The sequence below is a fragment of the Inquilinus sp. 2KB_23 genome (genome assembly GCF_052115705.1).
GTDB lineage: Bacteria > Pseudomonadota > Alphaproteobacteria > DSM-16000 > Inquilinaceae > Inquilinus > Inquilinus ginsengisoli_A.
Genome location: NZ_JBFRHF010000007.1, coordinates 151,210 through 178,172, shown reverse-complemented (window position 1 = coordinate 178,172; position 26,963 = coordinate 151,210). Strand labels below are relative to the sequence as shown.

At 71.2% G+C, this 26,963-nt stretch carries 27 protein-coding genes; 9 read left to right on the top strand and 18 right to left on the bottom strand.

Translation table 11 applies throughout. The features are described 5' to 3' along the window. The first annotated feature begins 17 nt into the window (after positions 1-17). Complete coding sequence (locus tag AB4112_RS11440) at positions 18-1,469, top strand: DHA2 family efflux MFS transporter permease subunit (RefSeq protein WP_309797946.1); 1,452 nt, start codon at positions 18-20, stop codon at positions 1,467-1,469. A gap of 25 nt (positions 1,470-1,494) precedes the next feature. Here AB4112_RS11440 and AB4112_RS11435 read toward each other — a convergent pair whose 3' ends face one another. Beyond that, positions 1,495-2,220 carry a hypothetical protein gene (locus AB4112_RS11435; RefSeq protein WP_309797948.1) on the bottom strand — a complete coding sequence of 242 codons (726 nt, stop codon included), beginning with the start codon at positions 2,218-2,220 and terminating at the stop codon, positions 1,495-1,497. A gap of 9 nt (positions 2,221-2,229) precedes the next feature. Further along, positions 2,230-2,943: a VWA domain-containing protein gene (locus tag AB4112_RS11430; RefSeq protein ID WP_309797951.1), complete on the bottom strand. Its 714-nt coding sequence runs from the start codon at positions 2,941-2,943 to the stop codon at positions 2,230-2,232. A 214-nt stretch (positions 2,944-3,157) separates the two neighbouring features. Here AB4112_RS11430 and AB4112_RS11425 point away from each other — a divergent pair, with 214 nt between their 5' ends. After that, positions 3,158-4,228, top strand: a complete 1,071-nt coding sequence (locus AB4112_RS11425; protein ID WP_441719619.1) for a TAXI family TRAP transporter solute-binding subunit — start codon at positions 3,158-3,160, stop codon at positions 4,226-4,228. After that, the gene (locus AB4112_RS11420) at positions 4,228-4,854 is read left to right on the top strand and encodes a hypothetical protein (protein WP_309797955.1); all 627 of its coding nucleotides are present in this window, start codon (positions 4,228-4,230) and stop codon (positions 4,852-4,854) included. The genes AB4112_RS11425 and AB4112_RS11420 overlap by 1 nt, the downstream gene beginning before the upstream one ends. 45 nt (positions 4,855-4,899) lie before the next feature. Here AB4112_RS11420 and AB4112_RS11415 read toward each other — a convergent pair whose 3' ends face one another. From AB4112_RS11415 to AB4112_RS11390, 6 genes are all read right to left on the bottom strand, one after another. Next, complete coding sequence (locus AB4112_RS11415) at positions 4,900-6,072, bottom strand: M20 aminoacylase family protein (protein ID WP_441719609.1); 1,173 nt, start codon at positions 6,070-6,072, stop codon at positions 4,900-4,902. A gap of 106 nt (positions 6,073-6,178) precedes the next feature. Further along, a complete protein-coding gene (locus AB4112_RS11410; protein ID WP_309797959.1) occupies positions 6,179-6,958 on the bottom strand; it encodes an ABC transporter ATP-binding protein in 780 nt (259 codons plus the stop codon). Next, a complete protein-coding gene (locus tag AB4112_RS11405) occupies positions 6,949-7,938 on the bottom strand; it encodes a FecCD family ABC transporter permease (RefSeq protein WP_441719606.1) in 990 nt (329 codons plus the stop codon). The genes AB4112_RS11410 and AB4112_RS11405 overlap by 10 nt, the downstream gene beginning before the upstream one ends. Before the next feature lie 45 nt (positions 7,939-7,983). Continuing rightward, a complete protein-coding gene (locus tag AB4112_RS11400; RefSeq protein ID WP_441719603.1) occupies positions 7,984-9,057 on the bottom strand; it encodes an ABC transporter substrate-binding protein in 1,074 nt (357 codons plus the stop codon). Between the two features lie 112 nt (positions 9,058-9,169). Continuing rightward, positions 9,170-9,946 carry a substrate-binding domain-containing protein gene (locus AB4112_RS11395; RefSeq protein ID WP_441719600.1) on the bottom strand — a complete coding sequence of 259 codons (777 nt, stop codon included), beginning with the start codon at positions 9,944-9,946 and terminating at the stop codon, positions 9,170-9,172. A 28-nt stretch (positions 9,947-9,974) separates the two neighbouring features. Then, positions 9,975-10,898, bottom strand: a complete 924-nt coding sequence (locus tag AB4112_RS11390; RefSeq protein ID WP_441719598.1) for a ribokinase — start codon at positions 10,896-10,898, stop codon at positions 9,975-9,977. Between the two features lie 208 nt (positions 10,899-11,106). Here AB4112_RS11390 and AB4112_RS11385 point away from each other — a divergent pair, with 208 nt between their 5' ends. Continuing rightward, on the top strand, positions 11,107-12,312 hold the full coding sequence (locus tag AB4112_RS11385) for a M20 aminoacylase family protein (RefSeq protein ID WP_309797972.1): 1,206 nt from the start codon (positions 11,107-11,109) through the stop codon (positions 12,310-12,312). 149 nt (positions 12,313-12,461) lie between these two features. On the opposite strand, the gene AB4112_RS11380 is transcribed toward AB4112_RS11385, so the two are convergent. Both AB4112_RS11380 and AB4112_RS11375 read right to left on the bottom strand, forming a co-directional pair. Continuing rightward, positions 12,462-13,079 (bottom strand): hypothetical protein, encoded by a 618-nt coding sequence (locus tag AB4112_RS11380; protein ID WP_441719596.1) that lies wholly within the window; start codon positions 13,077-13,079, stop codon positions 12,462-12,464. A 79-nt stretch (positions 13,080-13,158) separates the two neighbouring features. Beyond that, positions 13,159-13,782, bottom strand: coding sequence for a TetR/AcrR family transcriptional regulator (locus AB4112_RS11375; protein WP_309797976.1), 624 nt, complete (start codon positions 13,780-13,782; stop codon positions 13,159-13,161). Positions 13,783-14,093: 311 nt separating this feature from the next. On the opposite strand from AB4112_RS11375, the gene hemA reads away from it, so the two are divergent. From hemA to AB4112_RS11360, 3 genes are all read left to right on the top strand, one after another. Further along, entirely contained in the window at positions 14,094-15,311 is a 1,218-nt protein-coding gene (hemA, locus tag AB4112_RS11370) for a 5-aminolevulinate synthase (protein ID WP_309797978.1), read from the top strand. Between the two features lie 61 nt (positions 15,312-15,372). Further along, positions 15,373-15,984 (top strand): hypothetical protein, encoded by a 612-nt coding sequence (locus AB4112_RS11365; protein ID WP_441719592.1) that lies wholly within the window; start codon positions 15,373-15,375, stop codon positions 15,982-15,984. Between the two features lie 262 nt (positions 15,985-16,246). Next, complete coding sequence (locus AB4112_RS11360) at positions 16,247-16,852, top strand: LysE family translocator (RefSeq protein ID WP_441719589.1); 606 nt, start codon at positions 16,247-16,249, stop codon at positions 16,850-16,852. Here AB4112_RS11360 and AB4112_RS11355 read toward each other — a convergent pair. The 5 genes from AB4112_RS11355 to AB4112_RS11335 form a co-directional block, all read right to left on the bottom strand. After that, positions 16,849-17,754, bottom strand: a complete 906-nt coding sequence (locus tag AB4112_RS11355; protein ID WP_441719586.1) for an acyl-CoA desaturase — start codon at positions 17,752-17,754, stop codon at positions 16,849-16,851. The two genes, AB4112_RS11360 and AB4112_RS11355, sit on opposite strands and share 4 nt — an antisense overlap. A 66-nt stretch (positions 17,755-17,820) precedes the next feature. Further along, on the bottom strand, positions 17,821-18,717 hold the full coding sequence (locus AB4112_RS11350) for a bifunctional 5,10-methylenetetrahydrofolate dehydrogenase/5,10-methenyltetrahydrofolate cyclohydrolase (RefSeq protein ID WP_309797984.1): 897 nt from the start codon (positions 18,715-18,717) through the stop codon (positions 17,821-17,823). A gap of 89 nt (positions 18,718-18,806) precedes the next feature. Further along, complete coding sequence (locus tag AB4112_RS11345; protein WP_309797987.1) at positions 18,807-19,613, bottom strand: carbohydrate ABC transporter permease; 807 nt, start codon at positions 19,611-19,613, stop codon at positions 18,807-18,809. Beyond that, on the bottom strand, positions 19,610-20,479 hold the full coding sequence (locus AB4112_RS11340; protein WP_441719582.1) for a carbohydrate ABC transporter permease: 870 nt from the start codon (positions 20,477-20,479) through the stop codon (positions 19,610-19,612). The genes AB4112_RS11345 and AB4112_RS11340 overlap by 4 nt, the downstream gene beginning before the upstream one ends. Before the next feature lie 93 nt (positions 20,480-20,572). Beyond that, positions 20,573-21,838 carry an ABC transporter substrate-binding protein gene (locus AB4112_RS11335; protein WP_441719579.1) on the bottom strand — a complete coding sequence of 422 codons (1,266 nt, stop codon included), beginning with the start codon at positions 21,836-21,838 and terminating at the stop codon, positions 20,573-20,575. A 260-nt stretch (positions 21,839-22,098) separates the two neighbouring features. Between AB4112_RS11335 and AB4112_RS11330 the strand changes: the two genes are divergently transcribed. Beyond that, on the top strand, positions 22,099-23,130 hold the full coding sequence (locus AB4112_RS11330; protein WP_309797995.1) for a LacI family DNA-binding transcriptional regulator: 1,032 nt from the start codon (positions 22,099-22,101) through the stop codon (positions 23,128-23,130). 4 nt (positions 23,131-23,134) lie between these two features. Here AB4112_RS11330 and AB4112_RS11325 read toward each other — a convergent pair whose 3' ends face one another. Both AB4112_RS11325 and AB4112_RS11320 read right to left on the bottom strand, forming a co-directional pair. Next, a complete protein-coding gene (locus tag AB4112_RS11325) occupies positions 23,135-23,923 on the bottom strand; it encodes a phosphodiesterase (protein ID WP_309797997.1) in 789 nt (262 codons plus the stop codon). Between the two features lie 173 nt (positions 23,924-24,096). Next, the gene (locus tag AB4112_RS11320) at positions 24,097-25,155 is read right to left on the bottom strand and encodes a trypsin-like peptidase domain-containing protein (RefSeq protein ID WP_309797999.1); all 1,059 of its coding nucleotides are present in this window, start codon (positions 25,153-25,155) and stop codon (positions 24,097-24,099) included. A 329-nt stretch (positions 25,156-25,484) separates the two neighbouring features. Between AB4112_RS11320 and AB4112_RS11315 the strand changes: the two genes are divergently transcribed. Next, the gene (locus AB4112_RS11315) at positions 25,485-25,721 is read left to right on the top strand and encodes a hypothetical protein (RefSeq protein WP_441719574.1); all 237 of its coding nucleotides are present in this window, start codon (positions 25,485-25,487) and stop codon (positions 25,719-25,721) included. Between the two features lie 156 nt (positions 25,722-25,877). Here AB4112_RS11315 and aroC read toward each other — a convergent pair whose 3' ends face one another. Further along, entirely contained in the window at positions 25,878-26,954 is a 1,077-nt protein-coding gene (gene aroC / locus AB4112_RS11310; RefSeq protein WP_309798003.1) for a chorismate synthase, read from the bottom strand. Between the last annotated feature and the right edge of the window lie 9 nt (positions 26,955-26,963).

Here is a 26,963-nt window from a genome sequence, read left to right as displayed (position 1 = left end):
CGCTGCGGCCGCAGACATTGACGACCCGCCTTCCGCGCCAGGTGCTGATCCCGCTGATCATCGCCTGCGCGCTGTTCATGGAAAATCTCGACTCGACCGTGATCGGGACGTCGCTGCCGGATATCGCCAAGTCCTTCGGCACCGATCCGCTGCATCTCAGCCTCGCCATCACCTCCTATCTGCTCAGCCTCGCCGTGTTCATCCCGGCCAGCGGCTGGGTCGCCGACCGCTTCGGCGCCAAGAACGTGTTCCGCGCCGCGATCGTGGTGTTCACCCTGGGCTCGATCCTGTGCGGCCTGTCGAATTCGACGGTCGAGCTGGTCGGCGCCCGCGTCATCCAGGGCCTCGGCGGCGCCATGATGGTGCCGGTCGGCCGGCTGGTGCTGCTGCGCAGCGTGTCGAAGTCCGAACTGGTGCGGGCGATGGCCTACCTGACCACCCCGGCCTTGCTGGGCCCGGTGCTGGGCCCGCCGCTGGGCGGCTTCATCACCACCTACAGCTCCTGGCGCCTGATCTTCTTCATCAACGTGCCGATCGGCATCATCGGCGTGATCCTGGTGACGCTGTTCATCGACGACGTCCGCGAGACCGAGCGGACGCCGTTCGACGGCCGCGGCCTGCTGATGACCGGCGTCGCCCTGGCCTGCATGGTCTTCGCCTTCGAGTCGCTGGGCCGATCGATCCTGCCGCTGCCGGTCACCGCCGGGCTGTTCGCCGTCGGCATCGCCTCGCTGGTCCTCTATGTCAGGCACGCCCACCGGGCGCCGGCGCCGATCCTGGACCTGACGCTGCTGCACATCCGCACCTTCCGCATCTCGGTGGTCGGCGGCACCATCTTCCGAGTCGGCATCGGCGCCATCCCGTTCCTGCTGCCGCTGATGCTGCAGCTGGGCTTCGGCATGACCCCATTCGAATCGGGCATGCTGACCTTCATCAGCGCCGCCGGCGCCCTGCTGATGAAGATGACCGCGACCCGGATCATCCGCCATTTCGGCTTCCGCCCGGTGCTGGTGTGGAACGCGGTGATCAGTTCGCTCTTCCTGATGAGCTATGCGCTGTTCCGGCAGGACACGCCGCATCTGCTGATCCTGGGGCTGCTGCTGGTCGGCGGCTATTTCAGGTCGCTGCAGTTCACCAGCCTGAACACCCTGGCCTTCGCCGACATCGCGCCGCAGCGCATGAGCCGGGCGTCGAGCTTCAGCAGCACGGCGCAGCAGCTGTCGGCCAGCCTGGGCGTGGCCGGTGGTGCAGTGCTGCTGAACCTGACCCTGATGCTGCGCGGCGGCGGAACTCTGGTGGCGGCGGACTTCACCTGGGCCTTCGCCGTGGTCGGCCTGCTGTCGCTGTCCTCGGTGCTGATGTTCATGCGCCTGGCCCCGGATGCCGGCGCCGAGGTTTCCGGCCACGCCATCGCCCCGGTCCCGCCGCCCGCAAGCCAGGGTTCGGCCCGAGTCCAGCCCGGGGAGTGAGGGCGGAGGGAGCGGCTCAGGCCCCTCAATCCCCCAGCAGCCGGTCCCGCGCGGCGTTGAGTTTGGCGGCCATCTCCGCCGTACCGCCATGGTCGGGATGGTGCCGCTTCATCAGCCGGCGATGGGCCGCCTTGACCGCCGCGGGCGTGGCCCCGGCGGCGAGGCCCAGCAGGGCATGGGCCTCGGCCTCCGACATCCGGCCGCCGCGGCCCGCGGCCGGGTCCTGCTTCGCCCAGTCCTGGCCGAAGCGGCGGTCGAGATAGGTTTCCAGCACCCGCGCCGAATCGGCGTCGTCGGCGCGGCATTCCGCCAGCAGGCGCAGCAGCGCCGGCAGCGGCAGCGACGCCAGGCTGCGGCCCTGCAGCGCGCCCGGGCGCAGGACATAGCCGTCCATCGCGCCGGTGGCGTGGTCGAGCTGCATGTCCAGACTGCGCGTCTTCAGCCCCGAGGCGCCGCCCGGCGCCGGGCCGGTGGCGCCGCGGCGCGACTGATGCCAGCGCACCGCCCAGGGTGCCATCCGGATCAGGACCGGCGACAGCCGCATCAGCCACAGCAGGACCGCGCCGAGCACGGCGAAGACGCCGGCCAGCCGGCCGGTCAGCACCAGGAACAGCCCCAGCGCCGCCAGCAGCAGCACGCCGCCCCAGCGGGCGCCGCGCAGCACCTGGCGCGGTTCGGTGCTGGCGAACCAGCGCAGCACCAGCGGCACGCCCAGGCCGAGCGCCAGGACCAGGATGAGGAGTTGGAGCACGGCCGCCGCTCAGCCTCCGCCCATCCGGCCGATCAGCGCCGTCACCCCGGCACCGCGGCGCCGGCCGAGATCCTCCAGCGCCGCGCGGCCGCCGGCGGCGTAGACCGCGACCGCCGCCAGCAGGTCGCGCAGCTGGCCGGGGCTGGACGCGTCGAACGGGCAATAGGCGCCGCGGGTCAGCCGCGCGATCTCGCGGAAGGCGCGCGCCGCCAGCGGGTCGTGCCCCTCATGGAACAGGAAGGCCGGCACGCCGCGCAGGGCAAGCTTGCCGGCCAGGGCGCAGATCCGGTCGAGCGATTCCTCGAAGGCGTCGCCGACGAAGACCAGGGCGTCGACCTTGCCGCGCCCCGCCTCCGCCTCGGCATGGATCAGCACCCGGCCGAGTTGGGTCTCGCCGGCGCGGCAGCGCACCTTGCCCATCAGCCGCGCCAGCTCCGCCGTGTCCGAGACCCAGCCGGTGGATTTGCACTCGCTGAAGCCGCGGTAGAAGACGAGCTGGAGGTCGAGCCCGCCCAGGGCGGCGGTCTCGACGAACATCTCGCCCTGCAGCCGGCAGGCGCGGTCCCAGGCGGCCTCGCGGCTCTGCGTCGCGTCGAGCGCGAAGATCAGCCGGCCGCGGCGTTCGCCCTCGCGTCGCGCCGGGGTCGCCGCGACCTTGCGCAGGAAGGCGTCGATCTCCGCCCGGCCCTGGCCGGCCGGCAGCTTCTGGTCGGGCCCTGTCATGTGTTCGATCCCATCCCCGATATGATGGGGACCGGCGGAGTGAAATCCAATCGGGAACGGTCACGATCCGGCCGGTGCGGGTGGGATTCGGCGTCGGCGTGGCGGCGCCGCGCCGGGGAACGGATCTTGGATCACGCCGTTCCGGACGTGGCTTCTGGCGCAAAGTGCGGCCGACCGCTAGCCTCGGACCCGTCGCCACTGTCCCGGACCGATGATGCCCCTTCCGCGCGCCACCCTTTCGCCCGGCCTGGCCGCCGCCCTCCTCCTGCTCGGCCTGGCCGCCGGCCCGGGCGCGCAGGCCCAGACCGCGGCGCCCGCCGCCCCGGTCGCGCCGGAGGTCATCGTCGCCACCGCGCCGATCAACTCGCCGCTGGGCCGCTGGGGCACCGCCTTCGTGGAGCGGCTGAAGGCCGAGGCCGGCACGGCGGCGGCCCAGGCCGCCACCGGCGGGGCGCTGCCGAACAGCGCGCTGCTGCAGAGCGGCCGGGTCGCCATCGGCCTGGTCTCGCTCGACGTCGGCACCGCCGCCTGGGCGGGCAGGAGCCCGATGGCGCCGGGCCTGAAGTTCGACCATCTCCGCGCCCTGGCGCCGGTGGCCCCGGCCGCGGTGCTGCGCTTCGTGGCCCCGGCCGCCCGCGGCATCGCCGACGCCGCCGGCCTGGCCGGCAAGCGTGTGGCGCTGGCGACCGACGACGCCATGACCGAGCCGATGCTGACGGCGCTGGGCATCACCGCCAAGCTGCGGCGCATGCCGCTGTCCGAGACCGCCAAGCAGCTGGCCGCCGACAAGATCGACGCCGTCGCCGTCACCGGGCTCGACCCCTTCGTGCTGCCGCCGGAGCTGGCGGCGGTGACGATCGGCCTGAGCGCGCCGGACGTTGCGAAGCTGGCCGAAGCCATCCCCGGCGTCGCCGCGGCGCCGGTGCCGCTGCCGCCGCCCGCGCCGGTCGCACCGGTCGCACCGGTCGAGGCCCCGGCCGTGGATCCGGCGGCTGCCGATCCGGCCGCCCCGGCGCCGGCCCCCGTGGCCGCCGCGCCGCAGGCCCTGCCGCCCAGCGCCGGCATGTGGACCTGGCTGGTCGCGACCGATGCCCTGCCCGAGGACGTCGCCCGCCGCGCCACCGAGATCGCGATCGGCGAGGCCGGGCCGCTGGCCGAGGCCGCCGGCTTCGATCCGGTCCCGGCGCTCGACCCGCTGACCAACCGTGCCCTGCCGTTCCATCGCGGCGCAGCCGCCGCCTGGGCCGCGCATGGCGTCACCCTGCCGGCGGACCGGGTGCAGTGATGCCGCAGCGCCCGGGCGGGAGACCGCTCGCCGCCGTCCTCGCCGCGCTGCTCGCCTGCGCCGGACCGGCGGCGGCGCAGCCGGCGACGCCCGGCTCGATCTACGCCAACGGCGCCCGCACCTATTACGAGGCGATCGACCTCGGCACGGCCGAGGCCGCGGCGCAGGCCTTCCTGGCGGCCTGGGCGCGGCGCGACTACGCCACCGCCAATGTGGTGCTGTCACCGATGGCGCAGCAGGGCTGGCTGAACCAGATCGCCCGGACCTTCAGCTTCAGGACGCTGCTGCCGAAGCAGGCCGATGCGGTGATGAAGGTGTCGGCCTACGGCCCGAACGGCGCGGACTGGGCGGAGCTGATGAACGACCCCAACCTGGTGTTCGACAACATCATGCGCTCGGCGGAGGGATTCGACGCCCTGCCCTTCAGCATCGGCCTGGTGGCGAAGGCCGGCAAATCGGCGGGCTCGGGCGACGCCGTCACCGTAACCGCCGAAACCGGCGGCACCCCGGCGACGCTCGAGCTGCAGCTGGTGCGGCTGCCGAGCGGGCATTGGAAGGTCGACCGGATCGTGCTGCCAAACGCCGACCCGGCGCTGAAGCCCTGGGGCTTCAAGCCGAAACAATAGCGCGCGTAGGTTGGGTTCGCGCCTGGCGAACCCGACCTACGCCCGTCAGCCCGCCTTCAGCTGGTCCTCGACCAGGGTCGCCAGCAGCGAGGCGCCGAGGGGCAGGACCTCGTCGTTGAAGTCGTAATGCGGGTTGTGGACCATCGTGTCCCCCGCCACGCGCGCCTGGCCCAGGAACAGATAGGCGCCCGGCCGGGCGTTCAGGAGATAGGCGAAGTCCTCGCCGCCCAGCGACGGTTCGACGTCGCGCTGGACATTGCCGGCGCCGACCACCTTCTCCGCCACCTGCGCCATGGTCTCGGCCTGCTCGGCATGGTTCACCGTCGCCGGATAGCCGTACTGGTAGTCGACCTCGATCGACACGCCGAAGGCGGCGGCGATGCCGTCGGCGATCCGCCGGATGCCGGCGACCATCATCTCCTGCACCTCGGGCCGGAAGGTCCGCACCGTGCCGTTCAGATAGGCCTCGTCCGGGATCACGTTGTGGGTGGTGCCGGTGTGGATCTGGGTGATCGACAGCACCGCCGAATCCATCGGGTTGACGTTGCGGCTGAGCAGGGTCTGCAGCGCGCCGACCAGCTGGGCCGCGATCACCACCGGGTCCTTGGCGGTCTGCGGGATCGCGGCATGGCCGCCGACACCGCGGATCCTGATGTCGAACATGTCGGCCGCCGCCATCATCGGGCCGGGCCGCACCCCCACCGTGCCGGTCGGCAGCAGCGGCCAGTTGTGCAGGCCGTAGACCTCGTCGCAGGGGAAGCGGTCGAACAGGCCTTCCTTGACCATCACCTCGCCGCCGCCGCCGCCCTCCTCGGCCGGCTGGAAGATGAAGTGCACGGTGCCGTCGAAGTTCCGCGTCTCCGCCAGGTACTGGGCGGCGCCGAGCAGCATGGTGGTGTGGCCGTCATGGCCGCAGGCATGCATCTTGCCGGGCACGGTCGATTTGTGGGCGAAGTCGTTGAGCTCGTCCATCGGCAGGCAGTCCATGTCGGCGCGCAGGCCGATGGTGCGGCCGCCGTCGGTGCGGCCCTTGAGCACGCCGACCACGCCGGTCTTGGCCAGGCCGCGATACACCTCGATGCCCCAGGAGGCGAGCTTTTCCGCCACCAGGTTCGAGGTCCGCACCTCCTCGAAGCCGAGCTCCGGATGGGCGTGGATGTCGCGGCGCCAGGCGGTCATCTCCTCCTTGCGGGCGGCGATCGAATTGATGACGGGCATAGGTCGAACTCTTCTTGCGCTGGCTGGAAGGGAAACCCCGATACTGGGCCGTCCGCGGCGCCGGGGCAACCCGGCGTGGGCAAAGTACGGATGATCGGGGCCGGCCTCACTCGACCTCGGCGACGCAGGCGATGTGCCCGCCCTCGCGGATCAGCCGGATCGGCACGCCATAGGTCTCGGACAGGCGCTCCGCGGTCAGCACCGCCCGGGTCTCGCCCAGGAGCGGCGGGTGGCGCGGCGACAGCACCAGGGTGCGGTCGGCCAGGGCATAGGCGTGGTCGGGCGCATGGGTGGTGAAGATGATGCCGAGCCCCTGCCTGGCCAGCCGCCGCACCAGGGCCAGGAAGCGGGCCTGGTTGGCGAAGTCGAGATGGGCGGTGGGTTCGTCCAGGATCATCAGCCGCGGCGCCTGCGCCAGCACCCGGGCGATCTGCACCAGCTGCTGCTCGCCGCCGCTGATCTCGGTGTAGGGCGCATCGGCGAGATGGGCGATGCCCAGCGTTCGCAGCGCCTCGACCGCGCGCTCGGCATCCTCCGGCCCCGGGCTGCCGAACCAGCCGAGATGCGGCGCCCGCCCCATCTCGACCACGGTGCGGACCGGGAAGGCGAACACCGTCTGGTGGCTCTGCGGCACCAGCGCCAGCTGCCGGGCGATCTCGGCCCGCCCGAGTTCGGCGATCGGCCGCCCGGCGACGTGGACGATCCCGGCCGAGGGCGGCGCCAGCCCGGCCAGGCAGCGCAGCAAAGTCGATTTGCCGATGCCGTTGGGCCCGAGGACGCACAGGATCTCGCCATCCGAGATGTCGAGCCCGACATCGCCGAACACCGGACGCGGACGCCCGGGATAGGCGAAGCCGAGGCCCTCGGCCGCCAGGATCACGCCCATCCGAACGACCCGCGCCGCAGCAGCAGCATGAACACCGGCGCCCCGACCAGGGCGGTGAGGATGCCCAAGGGCACCTCGGCGCTGGTCATCACCCGGGCGAGGTCGTCGATCACCAGGAGGTAGCAGGCGCCGAGCGACAGGGTGGCTGGCAGCAGGCGGCGGAAATCCGGCCCGACCACCATGCGGGCGAGATGCGGGATCACCAGCCCGACCCAGCCGATGATGCCGCTGATCGAGACGGTCGAGGCGGCGATCAGGGTGGCGAACAGCACCACCACCAGCCGCAGGCGCCCGGCCTCGACCCCGAGGATGCGGGCCTGTTCGTCGCCCATCGCCAGAATGCTGATGCGCCAGCGCAGCAGCAGCAGCACGGCGGCGGACGGCACGGTGACGGCGAGGACGACGACGACATCCGCCATCGACACCGAGGACAGCGACCCGAGCAGCCAGAATTCGATCACCGGCAGCTTGGAATTGGGGTCGGCGACGTATTTCAGCAGCGACAGCAGCGCGGTGAACAGCGACCCGACGATGACGCCGGCCAGCACCAGGATCAGGGTCGACCCCAGCCGGTACAGCCGGCTCATGAAGAAGCACAGGCCAACGGCGGCGAGGCCGAACACGAAGGCCGAGAGCTGCACCGCATAGCGCTGCTGGAACAGCAGGATGGCGACCGCCGCGCCGAAGCCGGCGCCGGAGGAGACGCCGAGGGTGAAGGGCGACACCAGCGGGTTGCGGAACACCCCCTGGTAGCAGACGCCCGACATCGCCAGCCCGCCGCCGACCACCATGGCGGCGATGACCCGCGGCAGCCGGACGTCGAGCACCACCGACCCGACCACGGCCGGCCAGTCCTGGGCGATCGGCAGGATCTGGGCGGCGATCACCCTGATCACCGTCAGCGGCGGCACCGGATAGCGGCCGAGCAGGAAGGACAGCAGGAAGAGGGCGACAGGTAGTGCTATCAGCGCGACCGTCATCAGCCCGGCCAGTGGCCGCGATCGAGGCACCTCAGAGGCCACGGCCTAGTTCGGGCCGGTGTAGGGTTGGCCGTAGAAGCGCTGGTAATAGGCGGTCGCCTCGGCCTGCATGTCGATGTCGGCGAAGCGGTCGGGGTACAGCGTCTTGGCCATCCACAGCTCGCCCAGCGCCAGCGCCTCGGGCAACGGATAGCCCCAGGGCTTCACATATTCCGGGGTGATGTAGATGCGGCCGGCCTTGACCGCGTCGACATGCTGCCAGGCGCTGCCCTGACGGATCTGGTCGGCCACCGGGGCGTAGCGGTCCTGGACGAAGATCACCTGCGGGTCCCAGGCCAGGATGTCCTCCATCGACACCTTGGTGGCGCCGCGGACGCCGGCGGCGACGTTGACGCCGCCCGACCGCGCCATGATCACGCCGGTGTACTTGCCCGAGCCATAGGTGCTGAGGTCCGGGTTGGCCATGTAGAGGCGGACGCGGTCGCCCGGCGGCAGCTCGGCGACGCGATCCTGCACCAGCTTGCGCTTGGTGAAGGCATAGTCCAGCAACTGGTCGGCGCGCTCGGACTTGCCGACGATGGCGCCGATCAGCTTGACCCCGGCCTTCAGGCCCTCGGCATAGGCCACGTCGTCATCGGCGAAGGTCGGGTTCAGCTTCGGCGCCTCGACCCCCTCGCCCTGGGACAGCGAGATGGCGACGACCGGGACGCCGGCCCGGGCGATCTGGTCGATCATCGCCGCCGGGGCGTAGTTGGTGACGAACACCACGTCGGGCTTCAGCCGCAGCAGCTCCTCGACATTGGCGGTCGACAGGTCGCCCGGCGTCGGCAGCCCGACCAGCTGCGGCGCGTATCTGTCCAGGCCCGGGATCAGGCTGGGCCAACTGCGCAGCACGCCGACGATTCTGTCGGCGGCGCCGAGTTCGACCAGGATGTCGAGGGTCTGGTGCTGCAGCACGACGATGCGCTGGATGTCGGCCGGGACGGTGACGGTCCGGTTCAGCTGGTCGGTGACCGTGCGGGTCTCCGCCGCCGTCGCGGCCGGCGCCGCCGCCAGCAGCCAGCCGGCGCACAGCAGCGCCAGCGCGCCGATCAGGCCACGATGCAAAGATGTCGGCATGCCCTCGAACCCTTTTCGATCACGGTCGGCGGTTGGGGGGATTCGCGATATATGTGACCGTATATAGCGATCGCGGCAGGCCGGCAACGGGGCCCGCCACCCTCGGGACCGTTCAGCGACTTTCGGACAGGGCGACGGGCCGGAAGCCGGATTGCCGCAGCAGCGCCTGCCCGTCCAGCGACAGCAGGAACAGCGCGAAGCGGGCGGCTGCCGGGCGGCCATCGTTCAGCAGGGCCAGGCCGTATTCGGGGCCGACGGCCAGCCCGGCCGGCAGCTCGACCAGGTCGAGATCGGCATGGCCGGCGGCGAGCGATCCCAGGCCGCTGGCATAGCCCAGGAACAGATCGACCGTGCCGTCCTCCAGCGCCTGGGCCACCGGGCTGTAGGGCGCGGAAACAGCGGCGCCTGGCGGCGGTTCGGCCCCGCCGACCAGTTGCTTCGCCTTGACGTCGAGCCGGGCGAAGGCCCCGGGCCGCAGCGCCTCCGCCCGGCGGAAGATCGCCCAGGCATAATCGCCGGACGGGTCCTTCAGCGGCGTCGAGGTGCCGATGCCGATCGCCGGATCGAGCATGCGCTCCAGCAGATTGGCGGTGGTCGCGCCGGCCCGGCAATGGGCCACGGCCACCATGGCGTTGCGGGCGAACAGCACGGCCGGCCCGGACAGCCCCGCTGCCGCGAGGCGGGCGGGGTGGCCGAGATCGGCCGACAGGAACAGGTCCGGCCGGTCGCCGGCCTCGATCCGCTCGCGCAGCAGCCCGGCCGGGCCGTGCCGCACCGCGACCGCGGTCCCGGTCGCTGCGGTGAAGGCGGCGGTCAGGGCCGGCAGAGCGACCCGCAGGCTGCCGGCGGCATAGACGCTGATGCGGTCCGGGGCGGCGGGGCTGGTCATCGGGCGAAGGCTCCTGCGGGTGCGCCGCTCAGCCGATCGGCGTGTTCGGCCCCAGCCGCGGGAGCGCGGCGTCGATGGCGGCGGCGGTCGGCATGCTTTCCTGGGCGCCGAGGGCGAGGCAGGCCAGCGCCGCACCGACGCTGGCCCGGCGCATCGCCTGGTCGAGCGGCAGCCCGGCATCGAGGCCGGCGGCCAGCACCCCGGTGAAGGTGTCGCCGGCGCCGGTGGTGTCGACCGGCTGGATCGGCAGGGCCGGCACCGCGAAGTCGGCCTCGCGCCCCACTGCGATCGCCCCGGCGCCGCCGAGGGTGACGACGCAGGTCAGGTCCAGCGTGTGGCTGAGCGCGGCGGCGGCGGCCTGCGGCGTCGAAATGTCGAGGCCGAGCGTGCCGGCGATCGACAGCGCCTCATGCTCGTTCACCACCAGCAGGTCGAGGTCGCGCAGCGCCGATTCCGGCACCGGCGCGGCCGGGGCGACGTTGAGGATGGCGCGGCAGCCCCGCACCCGGGCGCGCTTCAGCAGCGCCCAGTTCTCCTCCGGCGGCAGCTCCATCTGCAGCACCAGCAGGGTGTCCGGAGTCAACCGGTCGTCCGGCACCTGGTCGGCGCGGACCGCGAGGTTGGCGCCGCTGCCGACGGCGATGAAGTTCTCGGCCGCGGCGTCGACGCAGATATAGGCGACACCGGTGGGGCGCTCGCTGGTCGCGATCAGGGAGGTGTCGATGCCGTCCTTCGCCAGGGTGGCGCGCATCACCTGGCCGAAGCCGTCGTCGCCGACCGCGCCGGCCATGGCGACCCGGGCCCCGGCCCGCGCCGCGGCCACCGCCTGGTTCGAGCCCTTGCCGCCCGGCTTGGTGACGTAGCTGTCGCACAGCACGGTTTCACCCGGCCGCGGCAGCGCCGCCACCACCATCACCAGGTCCATGTTGATCGAGCCGAAATCCAGGATCACGCGAAGGGTCCTCCCACCGAAGCGGGCGATCCTGGCGCGTCGCGGGGCGGAAGGCAACCGGCGGGGTGGCGACCGGCCGGACGATCCTGTCGGGCGGCCGCGCCGCGACACCTGGGCGCAGGACAGAAAACCTGCAAAGCTGGCGCCCGGCCCGCCGCCCCGACGCGTCGCGGCCCCGAACCAGACGACCAGACAGAGAGGCACGCGAGTGACCGCCGACCCAAAGACCGTGCTGGACGCGATCAAGGCCTATGAGGCCGATCTGGTCGCCATCCGCCATGACATCCACGCCCATCCCGAAACCGGTTTCGAGGAGGTGCGCACCGCGGCGCTGGTGGCGAAGACGCTGCGCGGCTGGGGCATCGAGACCCATGAGGGCATCGCCAAGACCGGCGTGGTCGGCACGCTGAAGGGCGACCGGCCGGGCCAGCGCGCGGTGGCGCTGCGCGCCGACATGGACGCGCTGTTCATCGACGAGAAGACCGGCGCGGCGCACAGCTCGACCGTGCCCGGCAAGATGCATGCCTGCGGCCATGACGGCCACACCACCATGCTGCTGGGCGCGGCCCGCTACCTCTCGGAGAACCGGGACTTCGCCGGCACCGTGCACTTCGTCTTCCAACCCGCCGAGGAGGGGCTGGGCGGCGGCCAGCTGATGGTCGAGGAAGGGCTGTTCGACCGCTTCCCGGCCGACGCGGTCTACGGCATGCACAACAATCCCGGCCGGCCGGTCGGCGAATTCGGCATCCGCCCGGGCGCGATGATGGCGGCGGCCGACACCTGGACCGTCAGCTTCGGCGGCACCGGCGGGCATGGCGGCTCCGCCCCCCACCTCGCCACCGACCCGACCGTGGTGCTGGCGCATTTCATCCTGGCGGCCCAGGCCATCGTCGGCCGCAACGTGCCGTCGGTGGAGCCGGCGGTGATCAGCGTCGGCCACATCGCCGCCGGCGCCGCCGGGTCGCCCAACATCATCCCGCCCGAGGTGGTGGTGTCGGGCACGGCGCGCAGCTATTCGCCCGCGGTGCGCGACACGCTGGAGCGCCGGCTGCGCGAGACCGCCGAGGGGCTGGCCGCCACCTATGGCTGCACCGCCGAGGTCCATTATCACCGCCGCTATCCGCCGCTGATCAACCATCCGGAGCAGACCGCGATCGCCGCCGGCGTGGCCGCGGGCATCGTCGGCGCCGACAAGGTGGCCACCGACATCCCGCGCCTGACCGGGGCGGAGGATTTCTCCTTCATGCTGCAGCAGCGGCCCGGCGCCTTCATCCTGATCGGCAACGGGGTCGAGCCGGACGGCAGCTACCACTACGTTCACACCCCGCATTACGACTTCAACGACGCGATCATCGCCCTCGGCGCGACCTACTGGGTCAGCCTGGTCGGCCATGAGCTGGGGGTGGAGGGGTAAAGGGCGGGGCCTTTCCCGCCCCTTTCATCGTCATTGCGAGCGCAGCGAAGCAATCCATCGGGCAGCCAGTACCGGCACCATGGATTGCTTCGTCGGCTTCGCCTCCTCGCAATGACGGAGGAGGGCTGAGAGGCGGCCAGGCGCCGCCCTCAGGCCTCGGTCGTGTCGGGAACCTCGGTCATCCGCGAGAAGTCGCTGCCGATGGTGCCGTCGGGGCGGAGGCGGACGGTGAAGGGGTCGGCGATCTCGCCGGTGACGCTGAGATGCGACACCCAGCCGCTGACCTCGATGCTGCCATCGTCCAGGGTGCGGGCTGCCGCGGGGTGGATGGCGCCGTCGCGGGCCGGCGGCACCATGTCGCCGCCGCTGCGCAGCACCTCGCCGCCCATCACGATCTCCTCGACCCAGCGCAGGGCGATGGCCTCGCGGGTCAGCGCGTCGGCCGCGTCCCAGCCGGTGTCGGGCAGCAGCAGCGGGGCGAGGTCGTCCGGGCTGGCGACCGTCTGCCAGATGCCGTCGATGGCGACGCCGCGCCACAGCGGCCCGGCATCGGGCACGGCGTGGCCGATGAAGGTGACGCGGTGGAAGCTGTCGGGGCGGTAGAGATAGAGTGGCGCGCCGGCCGGGCCGTCGTCATTGGCGGCCACGGCGGAGCCGAGATAGGCCGCCAGCGCGTCGCCGTAGGGTGGCCGCTCGCTGGCCACGGCAAGGTCGGCCTGGCCCAGGCTGAGCAGAACCGACATGCCCCAATAGCGAAACTTCGCCATCTGCTTTCCCTTCGTCGGTGCCCCTTCGCCTCCCGGAAGTAAGGGGCAATTGCGGCGAAACAAGGGTCCGGACCGCGGCTTACGACACTGTATAGGCTCGGCGGAACACCGCCACGGCGCGCTGCGCCATCCGCCGGATCTCGCCGGCATCCGGCGCCCGCTCGATTCCGAAGAGGTAGCGTTGCCGCCGGCCGCCCTGCAGCAGGGCGACGAAATCCTCCGCCGCCTCGTCCGGATCGACCGGGCGCAGTTCGCCCTGCTCCACCTTCGACCGCATGAATTCCACCAGCGCCTCGCGCACCCGCCCGGGGCCGGCGGCGTAGACGATCCGCGCCAGGTCGGGGAAGGCGTCGGCCTGGGCGATCATCAGCCGCTGGATGCCCAGGGTCTCGGGGTCGAACAGCTTGCGCATCATGTGGTCGCCGAAGGCCAGCAGCTCGGCCCCCAGGTCGCCGGCCGGGTCCAGCCCGCGCAGCGTGTCGTGCTTGAAGCGGTCGGAGACGGCGCGGAGCAGCCCCTCCTTGCTGCCGAAATGGCTGTAGAGGGTCTGCTTGGCGACGCCGGCCCCGGCCGCCACCCGGTCCATGCTGGCGGCATAGCCCTCGGCCATGAAGACCTTCAGCCCCGCCGCCAGGATGGCCTCGCGCTTGCGGCGGCCGCGCGGGGTGGCCGCCGCCCGCGGAATCTCGTCCTGCTCACTCATACCGGGCAAACCAAATCCGTTGCCCCCCACGCCAGGGGATCATGCCGTACGACGCCTGCGGACACCAAATCCTTCGGGCCTCGCTTTCGTCGCATATCCAACAAACCTTCCCTAGTGGGAAGCGGGCTACGGCCGTAACCATCTGGCCGCCGCCGGACCGCCGGGGCGGCGTGCGGCGGATCGCCGCCCGAGACGCCGCAGTCTCGCGTCCTGCCCCAGTTCGACTATGGTGCCATTTCACGCAGGCGCGACAGATGCGTTACACTGGCTGCGTGCCCAGGACCTTGCCCGCGGCTCGGCGAGACGGTGGAATGGACTACGAGAGCATTTTCCAGACGGCGATCGAGACGCTGAAGGCCGAAGGCCGCTACCGCATCTTCGCCGAACTCGAACGCCACGCCGGGGCCTTCCCGCGCGCCGCCCATCACGGCATCGAGGGTTCGCCCGACGTCACCGTGTGGTGCTCGAACGACTATCTCGGCATGGGGCAGCACCCGGCGGTGCTGGCGGCGATGCATGAGGCGCTGGACCGTTGCGGCGCCGGCGCCGGCGGCACCCGCAACATCTCCGGCACCCATATCTACCACCACGCGCTCGAGGCCGAGCTGGCCGACCTGCACGGCAAGGAAGCGGCACTGCTGTTCACCTCGGGCTTCGTCTCCAACGACGCCTCGCTGTCGACCCTGGCGAAGCTGCTGCCGAACTGCGTCGTGTTCTCCGACGCGCTGAACCACGCCTCGATGATCGCCGGCATCCGCCATTCCGGCTGCGAGAAGCGGATCTTCCGCCACAACGACCCGGCCGACCTCGACCGGCTGATGTCGGAATACCCGGCGAACCGGCCGAAGCTGGTGGCGTTCGAGAGCGTCTATTCGATGGATGGCGACATCTCGCCGATCGCCGCGATCTGCGACGTCGCCGACCGGCACGGCGCCATGACCTATCTCGACGAGGTCCATGCCGTCGGCATGTACGGCCCGCGCGGCGGCGGCATCGCCGAGCGCGACGGCCTGACCCGCCGGCTGACCGTGATCGAGGGCACGCTGGGCAAGGCCTTCGGCGTGATGGGCGGCTACGTCGCCGGCTCGGCCATGCTGGTCGACGCGCTGCGCAGCCACGCCCCCGGCTTCATCTTCACCACCTCGCTGCCGCCGGTCGTCGCCGCCGGGGCGCTGGCCGCGATCCGCCACCTCAAGGCCAGCGGCGCCGAGCGCGAGCGGCACCAGGAACGGGCGGCGACGCTGAAGCGCCAGCTGCACGCCGCCGGCCTGCCGGTGATGCCGTCGGCCAGCCACATCGTGCCGGTCTTCGTCGGCGACGCCCGACTGTGCAAGGCGGCCAGCGACCTGCTGCTGGAGCGGCACCGCATCTACGTCCAGCCGATCAACTACCCGACCGTGCCGCGCGGGGCGGAGCGGCTGCGCATCACCCCGACGCCGCTGCATGACGATCTGCAGATGGCCCGGCTGGTCGAGGCGCTGCGCGACGTCTGGTCCACCCTTGCCATCCCGGCCGCCGCCGCGGCCTGAAAGGTTTGCGTCGGTGAGGCACCGCGCTTCATCGCGGTAGTATTAGCCGCTGCGCACGTTCATGATACGTTCCACGAACAAGACGCAGACCGCCCAGACACCAGAGGCCCCAGCCACTCCTGAAGGGGAGCGGGCGGCTCGGCATCTGCGGCTGCTGGCCCGGGCGGCCGAGATCCAGATGGAGGTGATGGAGGCGACCCGCACCGAGGCGCTGGGCGCGTCGCAGCCGGGCGTCGACTATTGCGGCCGGCTGGCCGTCCTCGCGCGGTCGCTGCGGCTGACCCTGCTGCTGGAAGAGAAGATGGCCCGGCCGCGCGAGGAGCCGGGGGCGGCGGTGCCGGTCAAGGACTGGCACCGGCGGCGGGTGAGCCTGGCCATCGCCTCGGCGATCCGCGAGACGGCCGAGAGCGCGGAGGAGGTCTACCGCCGGTGCGCCGAGACGCTGGAGCGGCTGGAGGAGCCGGAGCTGGCGGAGAAGGTCGATGGCTGGCCGGCGGGGCTCGCGGTGGCGCAGCTGTGCCGGATGTACGGGCTGCCGCTGGAGGTCCAGCGCTGGCTCGACGAAGCCGACGACCTGCTGGCGAAGGAGGAGGAGCCCGCGCCTGCCGATCGGACGGCAGCGTTGCCGGGGCGCCGTTCCGCCGGCCGGCGCAAGCCGCCGGACACGGGGTAGGTTGGGTTCGTTTTGGGCGAACCCAACATCGTGCCGCCGGAACCATTGTTGGGTTCGCGAACCGCGAACCCGACCTACGAGGATCACTGTTTTGCCTTTCCCGCGGGAGAGGTCGGAGGCGCTTGCGCTTTTCCCAATGACGATAGGGGGCGGGAGAGGTCACCACTTCTGAACCACGAGGAAGACCGCTCCGCGGCCATTGACATCCTTCCGAATCGAAAACATAAAGATATAAGTATCTCTTTATATATAGAGGCAAGCCATGGCCGTCAGCCTGATCGATGCGGGGTTGTTCTCATTGGCCGCGATCGTGCTGCTGGGGTCGCCCGGACCGGGGATCGCGGCGCTAGTGGCGGTCGGCAAGGCCGAGGGCTTCGCCCGGGGGCTGCGCTTCTATGGCGGGCTGCAGGTCGGCTTGGCCGTGGCCGCGGCGGTCAGCGCCGCCGGGCTGTTCTCGGCGATCCAGGCCCTGCCCTACGCCGTGACCGCGATGATGGTGGCCGCGACGGCCTACCTGCTCTATCTCGCCTTGCGGATCGCGACCGCACCGGTCGGCGCCGGCGGCCCGGCGGCCGCGACCGTCGCTGCGACCTCGGCCGGCGGCTTCCTGCTCGGCGTCACCAACCCGAAGGCCTACATCGCCTTCGCCTCGCTGATGGCGTCGGCCTCCCTCGTCCGCTCCGACAGCTCCGCCGACGCCGCCCTGAAATGGCTGCTGTGCGTGGCGGTGATGATCGTGGTCGACATCCTGTGGCTGTGGCTGGGCGCCGCGATCGAACGCGCGAAGCCGCGCCCGTCGACCGAGCGCGCGATCAACCTCGCCATGGCGGCGACCATCGCCGGCACGGCGCTGGCCGCGGTGCTCTAGGCCGGCTCGGACCCGAGATCGTCGAGGTCCTCCCGGCTGGCGGCGGGCCGCGGGCGGCCGACATCATGGGCCAAGCCCAGCCGCTCCAGGGCGCGGATCGCCCACCAGCCCGGGTCCGCCTGCCCCGGATCGAGGCCGATGCGCGCGGATTCGGGAAAGGCGTGGTGGTTGTTGTGCCAGCACTCGCCATAGGTCAGCAGGCCCAGCCCCGGCAGGTTGGAGGCCTGCACCGCCGCGTCATGCACCCGCCAGCGGCCGGGTCCCGGGTTGTGGCAGTAGTAGGTGATGGTCCAATGGCCGGCGGTGCTGACCAGCACCCGCAGGCAGACGCCCCAGACCACCCAGGACCAGCCGCCGATCAGGAAGAACGGGATGGCCGGCAGCAGCTGGTGCAGCCGCCAGGTCCGCTCCATGAAGCGGTACCAGGGGTCCTCGGCCCAATGCGGCTCGATCGTCAGGGTCGGCGGCCGCTCGAACTCGAACCGGAAGGCGAGCTGCCACAGCAGGTCGAGCGGCAGCGGCCGGGTGTGGGCGAAGAAGTCGTGGCAGGCCGGCTGGCGCTGCGCCCAGTCGCGGGTGTCGTGGATGCGGATGATCCCGAACGGACCCGCCACCCCCACCAGCACCCCGGCATAGACCAAAGCGCGCTCGACCGGCTTGGGGCAGCGGAAGCTGCGGTGGATCATCAGGCGGTGCATGCCGACGCTGTGGCCGACCAGCAGCAGGGCGTAGGTCGAGCCCAGGAACAGGGCCAGGGCCGACCAGGTGAACAGCGGGCCGGCGAAGACCAGGACCACCAGCAGCATGCCGCCGTTCCAGGCCGCCTTGGGCGGGTCCAGGACGGGACGGCCCGAGACGGGGCTGGCCGAGGCCCCCTCGATCCGGCCCACGGGCTTCATCATGCGGAACCCTCCCCCAGGGGAGGCTAGCGGCAAGGCCCGGCGGGGCGCAACGGCGCCCGTGGCCCGTCAGAAGGTCGAGGCGCCCAGCCTTGCCTCGTAATGCGCCTTCTGGCGGCGGGTGGCGACCACGGTGTTGCGCATCAGCACCGCCACCGTCACCGGCCCGACGCCACCCGGCACCGGGGTGATCCAGCCGGCCACCGGGGCGACGCTGTCATAGTCGACATCGCCGACCACCCGGCTCTTGCCCTCGTCGTCGATCACCTCGTTGATGCCGATGTCGATCACCGCGGCGCCGGGCTTGATCATGTCGCCGGTCACCAGCTTGGGCTTGCCCACGGCGACGAACACCGCATCGGCCCGGCGCGAATGCACCGCCAGCGACCGGGTCATGTGGTGGCAGACCGTGACCGTAGCGCCCTCGGACAGCAGCAGGAAGGCGATCGGCTTGCCGACGATCTCGGAATGGCCGATCACCACCGCCTCCAGGCCCTGCAGCTGTAGGCCGGTGCGCTTCAGCATCTCGACCGCGGCCAGGGCGGTGCAGGGCGCCAGCTCCAGCTCGTTGTAGACGATGTTGCCGATCGAGGCCGGGTTCATGCCCTCGACATCCTTCAGCGGATGGATCGTCGTCTGCATCGCCTTGATCGAGATGTGCTTGGGCACCGGGCGCTGCAGGATGATGCCGCTGACCTGGGGGTCGACATTGAGCGCGGCGATGGCGGCCCGCAGCTCCTCCTGGGTGATCCGCTCCGGCAGGCGCCGGGTCTCGAAGGCGATGCCGACGCTCTCGGCGGTGCGGCGCTGGTTGCGGACATAGACGTCGACCGCGCTTTCGTCGCCGACGGTGATCGACACCAGCTTCGGCGGCCAATGCGCCTCGCCCAGCGCCTGCACCTCGGCCGCCACCTCGGCCAGGATGCCGTCCGCCACCGCCCGCCCGGTCAGGTCCCGCTCGCCCATGGTCCGCTCCACCGCATCCCGGAATGCGCGGCTTGTGGCCCGGTCGCGTGGCAGCGTCAACCCACGGTCGCGGATGGCACCCTTGCTGCTTATTTCGCCTGGTGGGCGAAGCCGCGCAGCAGGTGCTTCTGGATGTAGCCCGCGACCAGCAGCACCGGCAGCGAGGACAGGAGGCCGATCGCCATCAGCCGGCCCCACAGCGTGCCGTCCTCGGTGATGAAGGTGGCGACGTAGAGCGGCAGGGTGAAGCGGCTGGGGCGCTGCAGGTACAGGAGCGCGAACAGGAACTCGTTCCAGCACAGGATCAGGGCGAAGATCAGCGTCGCCACCAGCCCGGGCAGGGCCAGCGGCAGCACGATGTGCCACAGCCGGCGCAGCAGGCCGGCGCCGTCGATCGCCGCCGCGGCCTCGATCTCCACCGGCACCTCACGCACGAAACCGAGCAGCATCCACAGGCAGAACGGCAGAGTGTAGAGCTGGTACACCAGCACCAGCCCGGACAGGGTGCCGAGCAGGCCGAGATCGAGCAGCAGCTGATGCAGCGGCAGCGCCACCACGATCGGCGGCATCAGCTTGACCACCAGCACCAGCAGCAGGAACAGCACGTCGAGCCGCTTCGGAAAGCGATACCGGGCCAGCGCGTAGGCGGCGAGGAAGCCGGCGAACAGCGACAGCAGGGTGGCGCCGAAGGCGACGATGGCGGTGTTCTTCAACCGGATGAGGAAGCCGTCGTCGAGCACCGCCCGGATGTTGTCGAGGGTCGGCGCCGTCGGAAAAAAGCCGCGGCCGGCACGGGCCGAATCCTCGAAGGCGGCGCCGACCATCCAGATCACCGGCAGGGCGAAGACCAGCACGAACAGGGCGATGCCGAGATAGGGCAGGGTGCGGCGGATCACTTGGACGAGCCCCGCATCGCCTGGGCGGCATAGACGGCGCACAGCGCGCAGGCGATCGCCATCATCACCACCGAGGCGGCGGCGGCGAGGCCGACATCGAAGAACTTGAAGCCCTTCTGGTAGACATACATCGACATCGTCTCGGTAGCGTTGCCGGGGCCGCCGCCGGTCAGGGCATAGACCTTGTCGAACAGCTTGAAGGTGTCGATCAGGCGCAGCAGCAGGGCCAGGAAGATCTGGCCGCGCACCAGCGGCAGCACGATCCGGGTCAGCAGCACCCAGCCGCGGGCGCCGTCGGTGCGCGCCGCCTCGACCACCTCGGGCGGGATCGACTGCAGCCCGGCCAGGACGATCAGCGTCGTCATCGGCGTCCACTGCCAGCTATCGACCAGCATCACCGACCACAGCGCGATGGCGGGGTCCGACAGCCAGGCCACCGGCGGCAGATGCAGCCAGGTCAGCGCGCCGTTGAGGATGCCGACGTCGTAGTGGAACCAGGACCGCCAGATCGCCGAGCACACCAGGGTCGACAGCATCATCGGGTAGACCACCACCGACAGCACCGCGCCGCGGCCGCGGAATTCGCGGTTCAGCAGCAGCGCCAGGGCGGTGCCGAGCCCGACCTGGACCAGCGAGGCCACCACCGCGAACCGGACCGTGTTGCCGATGTCGACCCGGAAGAACCAGTCGCCGAACAGGGTGATGTAGTTTTCGAGGCCGACCCAGCGCGAGGTGTCGGCCGTGTAGTCGATGTCCTGGAAGGAGTAGATCGCGACCTGCACCACGGGCGCGAGCGCGAACACGACCAGCAGCAGCGCGGCGGGAAGCAGGAGCAGGACGAGCTGCCGGCGATCGGTGAAGAGCATGGGGTTCTGTACGGTCCTGCGCGCTTTAGATCCTCCCCCTCCCTCTACCCCCTCCCGCAGGGGGAGGGGGAGGCCGGAGAGAGCAGACCGCCGTTACTTCTTCGCCAGCGCCACGTCGATGTCGGCCGAGGCCTTCTTCAGGGCCTCCTCGGGGGTGACCTGGCCGACCAGGGCGAGCTGCAGGTAGTCGCCGAGGATCGATTCGACCTGCGGCCACTGCTTGATCCGCGGCCGCGACACCCCGGCCTCGAGCGCCTTCAGCTGGTCCGGGTACCAGCGGTACTTGGCGACCAGGTCCTTGTCGGCGTAGAGCGCGGTCAGCGTCGGCGGCAGGCCGAAGCGCAGGGCCAGCTCCTTCTGCATGTCGGCGCCGTTCAGGAAGGCCAGGAACTTCTGGGCGCCCGCGGCATTCGGCGCGCCCGACGGCACCCCCACCTGCCAGATGCCCAGCATCGGCGCCGGGCCCTTGGTCTCGCCCGGGGCCGGGCCGATCGCGACCTTGCCGACCACCTTGGACTTGTCGGCATCGTCCAGCGACGGCACCCAGGCCGGCCAGACCTCGATCGCCATCGCGGCGCGGCCCTGCTGCAGCGCGTCGCGCACCTCGGTGGCGTTGTAGGTCTCGACCCCAGTCGGGGCGTAGGCCTTCAGCGACAGGAACTGCTGCAGCGCCTTGACCCCGGCCGGCGACGCCAGCGCCGCCTTGCCCGAGCCGTCGATGACCTCGCCGCCATGGGCCCAAAAGATCGGCAGGAAGCCGGTGACGATCGGGTTGCCCTTGGTGCCGCGGAACACCACGCCGGCGACATTCGGGTCCTTGGCCTTCAGCAGCTCGGCCGCCTTGACCACGTCGCTCCAGCTCTTCGGCGCGGCCAGGCCGGCCGCCTGGAACAGGTCGGTGCGGTAGGCGAACATCTCGACATTGCCGGCGAAGGGCAGCGCCACGACCTGCCCGTCCTTGCCCTTGGACAGGGCGGTCAGGCTGGGGATCACGCCCGACAGGTCGGCGGTGACCGGCTTCAGCCAGCCATTGGCGGTGAATTCCGGCATCCAGGTGTCGTCGGCGACGATCACGTCATAGGCGTCGGCACCGCCGCGCAGCGACACCACCAGCTTCTCGTACAGGCTGGCATAGGGCAGCTTCAGCAGCTCGACCTCGGTGTCCGGCGACACGGTCTTGTAGGCGTCGATCGCATAGGTCAGCGCATCGCCGTAGACGCCGTCGCGGCCGGCGATCACCAGCTCGTCCGCGTTCGCCACACCGCCCGCCAGCAGCAGCGCGGCAATGCCCGCCAGGCCGGCCACTTGACGTTTGGCCGCGCGCAACGCGGCGTGGCTGATCAACTTCGTCCCTGTCATCTCAATCCCTCCCAGTCCGCAGGATGGTCGACGGCGCCGATGGAAGCGTGAACACGTGTTCATAACTGCCCATTCCCGACGTCCGGCCGCGCCGCTCTCCGGCAGCTTGTCTATCATGGCTCGGGGACCCGCACGTTTTCAAGGAAATGAATGTTTGGTGACGGTCCCGTGACAATGCCAGAAAGGCCCCGTCGGCCCCTCCAAGCACCCTCGTCTTCGTGAACACGTGTGCGCTATGCTTCTCCCGAAACGGAGCGAGCATGGCACGGCGACGGCAGGACAGGACAGGGCGGCCGGTGACGGCGCAGGCGGTGGCGGAGCAGGCCGGCGTGTCGCGCGCCACGGTCTCGCGCATCATGTCGGGCCAGGCCCGGGTGGCGGCGGAGACGCGCGACCGGGTGCTGGAGGCGGCGGCGGAACTGGGCTACCAGGTCAACATGCTGGGCCGCGGCATGAACCGGCAGCGGTCCGACCTGGTCGGCATCGTGGTGCGCGGCGCCACCGACCCCTACCGCGCCAGCCTGTTCGAGGCGCTGCTGCGCGAGATCGACGCCCGCGGCCTGCAGTCCCTGGTCAGCGAGATCGGCGACGAGGCGGCGCTGGACCGCACCATCGCCCGCTTCCTGCAGTACCGCGTCACCGGGGTGCTGGTGACCTCCGGCGCGCCGCCGATCGCGCTGGCGGAGCAATGCGCCCGGCTGGGCATCCCGGTGGTGGCGATCAACCGGGCGGTGGCGATCGACGGCGTCGACGCGGTGCTGTCGGACAACGCCACCGGCGGCCGGCTGGCGGCCGAATCGCTGCTGGCCGCCGGCTGCCGCCACCTGGGGTTCCTCGGGGTCGAGGGCGGCACCTATAGCGGCCTGGCCCGCAGCGCCGCCTTCGTCGCCGCGCTGGCGCCGGCCCTGGCCGCCGGCCGCGCCACCTTCCGCCCGATCACCGCGGCCGGGCCCGACCACGAGGCCGGGGCCGCGGCCGCCGCCGGGGCCTGGGCGCAGCCGCTGGACGGTTTGTTCTGCGCCAGCGACGTGCTGGCCTGCGGCTTCCTGGACGGGGCGCGCGCGGCCGGCCGCATTGCGCCGCGCGACTTCTCGATCATCGGTTTCGACGACGTGCCCCCGGCCGGGCTGGCGCCCTACCGCCTGACCACCATCCGCCAGGATGCCGGCGGCGTCGCCGCCCGGGCGGTGGCGCTGATGCTGGAGCGCGCCGAGACCCCCGGCCGCCCGGCCACGATCGAGGCCGTGCCGGTGGCGCTGGTCAAGCGGGCGACGGTCGGCCCGGCCGGCTGAGACGTCAGCCCACCCGGCGCTGCACGCCGTCGATCGGCGAGAGATGCGAGATCAGGCGGCTGCCGGTCCAGTACAGCAGCCGGATCATCGGCGGCTCGATGCCGACCACCAGTTCGGCCCCCGGCTCGAGGTTGAAGCCGACCGCATGCGACGGGCTGGGGCCGATCGAGGCCGGGATGCCGGCGAAGGTGGTGTCGACGGCGCGGTGGACATGGCCGCACAGCAGATGCACCACCTGGCGGTGGCGGGCCAGGATCGGCGCCAGCCCTTCCGGGTTGCCGCAGCGCCAGCCATCCATCCGGGTCAGCCCGGTCTCGAAGGGCGGGTGGTGCATGAACACCAGCGCCGGCTGCTGCGGCGCCTCCGACAGCCGGGCGTCGAGCCAGGCCAGCCGGTCCTCGCACAGCACGCCCTCGATCCGGCCGGGGATGGTGGTGTCGAGGCCGATCAGCCGCAGCCCGCCGGTCTCGCCGGCGATGTTGAGGAACGGCCCGTCGGTGCCGATGCCGGCATGGCCGACGAAGGCGTCGCGCATCACCTCGCGCGAATCATGGTTGCCCGGGATCGCCAGCATCGGCAGGCCCAACGGCGCCAGCGCCTTCTGGAACAGGCGGTAGGAATCGAGGTCGCCGCGATCGACCAGGTCGCCGGTGACGAGCAGCAAATCGGGCCGCGGCGACAGGCTGGAGAGATGCTCGACGCAGCGGCGCAGCGCACCGATGGCGTCGACCCCGGTCTCGACCGCGACCTCGGGCGTCGTCACGTGGGTGTCGGTGATCTGGGCGATCAGCATGATCTCTATGATCTCTCCAACCAAACCTGGCGCCGGGGGTGAGGCGGGGATCGGCCCGGTCGCAGGCCGTCGCCCAGAGGTCGACGCCCAGCACCGTTACAACGGCGGCGAGGCCGGGCGCCAGCGCCAGATGAGGGGCGGCCCGTCGGCCGCCCCCGGGGAGAGGACGGGCGCTATTGCCCGCCGAGCGCCACCGGCACGCTGAGCGTGTCCTTGCCGCGGACCACCGTCAGCGTCACCGAGGTCTGCGGCCGCATCAGGCCGACCGCGTTGCGCAGCGCGGTGGCGCCGTCGATCGGATGCCCGTCCAGCGCCGTCACCACATCGCCGACCTTGAGCCCGGCCGAGGCCGCGACGGTGCCGGGGACGATGCCGGTGACCAGCGCGCCGCGGGTCACCCCGATGCCGCGCGACGCCGCCTTGGCCGCGGTCAGGTCCTCGATCGCGACGCCGAGCCGGGCGCGCGACACCGAGCCGAACTGGGTGATCTGGTCGATCGAGTTCTTCACCATGTGCATCGGGATGGCGAAGCCGATGCCGGCATTGGCGCCGGAGGGGCTGAGGATCGCGGTGTTGATGCCGACCAGCCGCCCTTCGAGGTTGATCAGCGCGCCGCCGGAGCTGCCGGGGTTGATCGCCGCATCGGTCTGGATGAAGTCCTCATAGCCCTCGATGCCGAGGCCGCTTCTGCCCGTGGCGCTGATGATGCCGAGCGAGGCGGTCTGGCCGAGGCCGAAGGGGTTGCCGATCGCGACCACGAAATCGCCGACCTTGGGCGCGTAGCTGTCGTCGACCGGCAGCTGGGTCAGCCCCCGGGCCGGGATGCGCAGCACCGCGATGTCGATGTCGGGCGCGGAGCCGACCACCTGGGCCGGTACTTCGCTGCCGTCGCCCAGGGTCACGCCGATCTCGGTGGCGTCCTCGACCACATGGGCGCTGGTGACGACCAGGCCCTTGGCGGCGTCGACGATGACGCCGGAGCCGACGCTGCGGAACGACTTCTCCTTCTCGCCGCCGAAATAGCGCCGCATGTCGGGGTCGCGCAGCATCTCCGCATTGGGGCGGACGCTGCCACGGACCTGGATGTTGATCACCGCCGGCATGACCTTCACCAGCAGCGGATTCAGCGACAGCGGCAGGGCGCCCCCGATGGGGCTGCCCGAGCCGGCGGTGTTGCACGCCGCCAACGCCAGCAGCACGGGAACGATCAACAGCGATCTGACGCGGCGCATTGTTTGTTCTCCTTCCGATCCCCTGGAGATGTGCGCCGGTTTGCGCCAAGCGTCCAGATCTGGGTTCACTCCGTCCACCGAACCCCCGAGAGCGGTGAAAGTTCACCGCCATAGGAACCGGAAGCCTTGGCATCCCGCTGCGAGGGTGACCGCAAGCCCGGCCCGCGGGCAAGGGTTTTACGGCCGCAGGCCGGCCTCCCCCTCCGGGACTCTCCCATTGCCCGCCGCACCCGTCTATAGTCCGACGATTGCGGCTGCGGTACGCCGCCCGGCCCGGCGCGAATCAGGCGCGCCGGATCACCGCGCAGCCAGTCGATCCTGGAGGACCAATGACCGAGCAGATGCAGCAGATTCACCCCGGCGGCGCGGATGCCGAGGCTTTGACGAAATTTTTGTCGGATTTCGGTTCGGCCGCGGTTGCGCCCTACGCCCTGGTGCGCCGGGGCAAGGTGATGTGCTTCTTCAGCGATGCCGCGACGGCGACCGAGAGCGGGACGCGCGCCTATGCCGACCAGGCGTTCTCGGTCTTCGACATCCACACCCGCAACGCCGTCCGCCGCCGCTGAGGCAGGGCGGGGGCTGCGCTTGGTGACACGTCAACCGTCGAAGGATTTCCAGCACCTCATCGTCATCCCCGCGGAAGCGGGATCTCGTCGCGCTTTGACCGGTAAGAGATTCCCGCTTCCGCGGGAATGACGTTCAGGCAAGCAGCGCGCCCGCCCTCAATCCCAGGGTTCGATGGCGCGCTGGCGCAGCAGGTGGTCGGCCAGGACGCAGGCCATCATCGCCTCGCCCACCGGCACGGCGCGGATGCCGACACAGGGGTCGTGCCGGCCCTTGGTCAGGATCTCGGTGTTGTGGCCTTCGATGTCGACCGTCCGCCGCGGCGTCAGGATCGAGCTGGTCGGCTTGACCGCGAAGCGCACCACCACCGGCTGGCCGGTCGAGATGCCGCCGAGGATGCCGCCGGCGTGATTGGCGGTGAAGCGCACCGTACCGTCATTGCCCATCAGCATCTCGTCGGCGTTCTCCTCGCCCGACAGCGCCGCGGCGCCGAAGCCGGCGCCGATTTCGACCCCCTTGACCGCGTTGATCGTCATCATCGCCCGGGCGAGGTCGCTGTCGAGCTTGTCGTAGATCGGGTCGCCCCAGCCCGCCGGCACGCCTTCGGCCACCACCTCGACGATGGCGCCGGTCGAGGAGCCGGCCTTGCGCACGCCGTCGAGATACTCCTCCCAGCGCGAAGCGGTCTCGGCGTCGGGGCAGAAGAACGGGTTGCGGTCGACCTCGTCCCAGTCCCAGCGGCCGCGGTCGATCGCGTGCGGGCCGATCTGCACCAGGGCGCCGCGCACCGTCACCCCGGCCAGGATCTTGCGGGCGACGGCGCCGGCCGCGACCCGGCAGGCGGTCTCGCGCGCGCTGGACCGGCCGCCGCCGCGCGGGTCGCGGATGCCGTATTTCTTCCAATAGGTGTAGTCGGCATGGCCGGGCCGGAACTTGGCCGCGATGTCGGAATAGTCCTTGCTGCGCTGGTCGGTGTTCTCGATCAGCAGCGAGATCGGGGTGCCGGTGGTCTGGCCCTCATAGACGCCGGACAGGATCTTGACCTCGTCGGCCTCGCGCCGCTGGGTGACGAAGCGCGACTGGCCGGGCTTGCGCTTGTCCATCCAGGGCTGGATGTCGGCCTCATCAAGGGGAATCCGCGGCGGCACGCCGTCGACCACCGCGCCGATGGCGGGCCCGTGGCTTTCGCCCCAGGTGGTGAAGCGGAACAGGGTTCCGAAGCTGTTGCCGGCCATGATCTCGTC

What these genes read in the sequence shown, in the direction of transcription:
- AB4112_RS11375 (WP_309797976.1), bottom strand. Translation starts at nt 13,782, where the DNA reads ATGAGTGAGCAGGACGAGATTCCGCGGGCGGCGGCCACCCCGCGCGGC.
- AB4112_RS11405 (WP_441719606.1), bottom strand. Translation starts at nt 7,938, where the DNA reads ATGACGGTCGCGCTGATAGCACTACCTGTCGCCCTCTTCCTGCTGTCC.
- AB4112_RS11335 (WP_441719579.1), bottom strand. Translation starts at nt 21,838, where the DNA reads ATGACAGGGACGAAGTTGATCAGCCACGCCGCGTTGCGCGCGGCCAAA.
- AB4112_RS11425 (WP_441719619.1), top strand. Translation starts at nt 3,158, where the DNA reads ATGCCCCTTCCGCGCGCCACCCTTTCGCCCGGCCTGGCCGCCGCCCTC.
- AB4112_RS11320 (WP_309797999.1), bottom strand. Translation starts at nt 25,155, where the DNA reads ATGCGCCGCGTCAGATCGCTGTTGATCGTTCCCGTGCTGCTGGCGTTG.
- AB4112_RS11415 (WP_441719609.1), bottom strand. Translation starts at nt 6,072, where the DNA reads ATGCCCGTCATCAATTCGATCGCCGCCCGCAAGGAGGAGATGACCGCC.
- AB4112_RS11430 (WP_309797951.1), bottom strand. Translation starts at nt 2,943, where the DNA reads ATGACAGGGCCCGACCAGAAGCTGCCGGCCGGCCAGGGCCGGGCGGAG.
- aroC (WP_309798003.1), bottom strand. Translation starts at nt 26,954, where the DNA reads ATGGCCGGCAACAGCTTCGGAACCCTGTTCCGCTTCACCACCTGGGGC.
- AB4112_RS11355 (WP_441719586.1), bottom strand. Translation starts at nt 17,754, where the DNA reads ATGATGAAGCCCGTGGGCCGGATCGAGGGGGCCTCGGCCAGCCCCGTC.
- AB4112_RS11410 (WP_309797959.1), bottom strand. Translation starts at nt 6,958, where the DNA reads ATGGGCGTGATCCTGGCGGCCGAGGGCCTCGGCTTCGCCTATCCCGGG.
- AB4112_RS11350 (WP_309797984.1), bottom strand. Translation starts at nt 18,717, where the DNA reads ATGGGCGAGCGGGACCTGACCGGGCGGGCGGTGGCGGACGGCATCCTG.
- AB4112_RS11315 (WP_441719574.1), top strand. Translation starts at nt 25,485, where the DNA reads ATGACCGAGCAGATGCAGCAGATTCACCCCGGCGGCGCGGATGCCGAG.
- AB4112_RS11325 (WP_309797997.1), bottom strand. Translation starts at nt 23,923, where the DNA reads ATGCTGATCGCCCAGATCACCGACACCCACGTGACGACGCCCGAGGTC.
- AB4112_RS11330 (WP_309797995.1), top strand. Translation starts at nt 22,099, where the DNA reads ATGGCACGGCGACGGCAGGACAGGACAGGGCGGCCGGTGACGGCGCAG.
- AB4112_RS11420 (WP_309797955.1), top strand. Translation starts at nt 4,228, where the DNA reads ATGCCGCAGCGCCCGGGCGGGAGACCGCTCGCCGCCGTCCTCGCCGCG.
- AB4112_RS11365 (WP_441719592.1), top strand. Translation starts at nt 15,373, where the DNA reads ATGATACGTTCCACGAACAAGACGCAGACCGCCCAGACACCAGAGGCC.
- AB4112_RS11380 (WP_441719596.1), bottom strand. Translation starts at nt 13,079, where the DNA reads ATGGCGAAGTTTCGCTATTGGGGCATGTCGGTTCTGCTCAGCCTGGGC.
- AB4112_RS11400 (WP_441719603.1), bottom strand. Translation starts at nt 9,057, where the DNA reads ATGCCGACATCTTTGCATCGTGGCCTGATCGGCGCGCTGGCGCTGCTG.
- hemA (WP_309797978.1), top strand. Translation starts at nt 14,094, where the DNA reads ATGGACTACGAGAGCATTTTCCAGACGGCGATCGAGACGCTGAAGGCC.
- AB4112_RS11395 (WP_441719600.1), bottom strand. Translation starts at nt 9,946, where the DNA reads ATGACCAGCCCCGCCGCCCCGGACCGCATCAGCGTCTATGCCGCCGGC.
- AB4112_RS11340 (WP_441719582.1), bottom strand. Translation starts at nt 20,479, where the DNA reads ATGCTCTTCACCGATCGCCGGCAGCTCGTCCTGCTCCTGCTTCCCGCC.
- AB4112_RS11360 (WP_441719589.1), top strand. Translation starts at nt 16,247, where the DNA reads ATGGCCGTCAGCCTGATCGATGCGGGGTTGTTCTCATTGGCCGCGATC.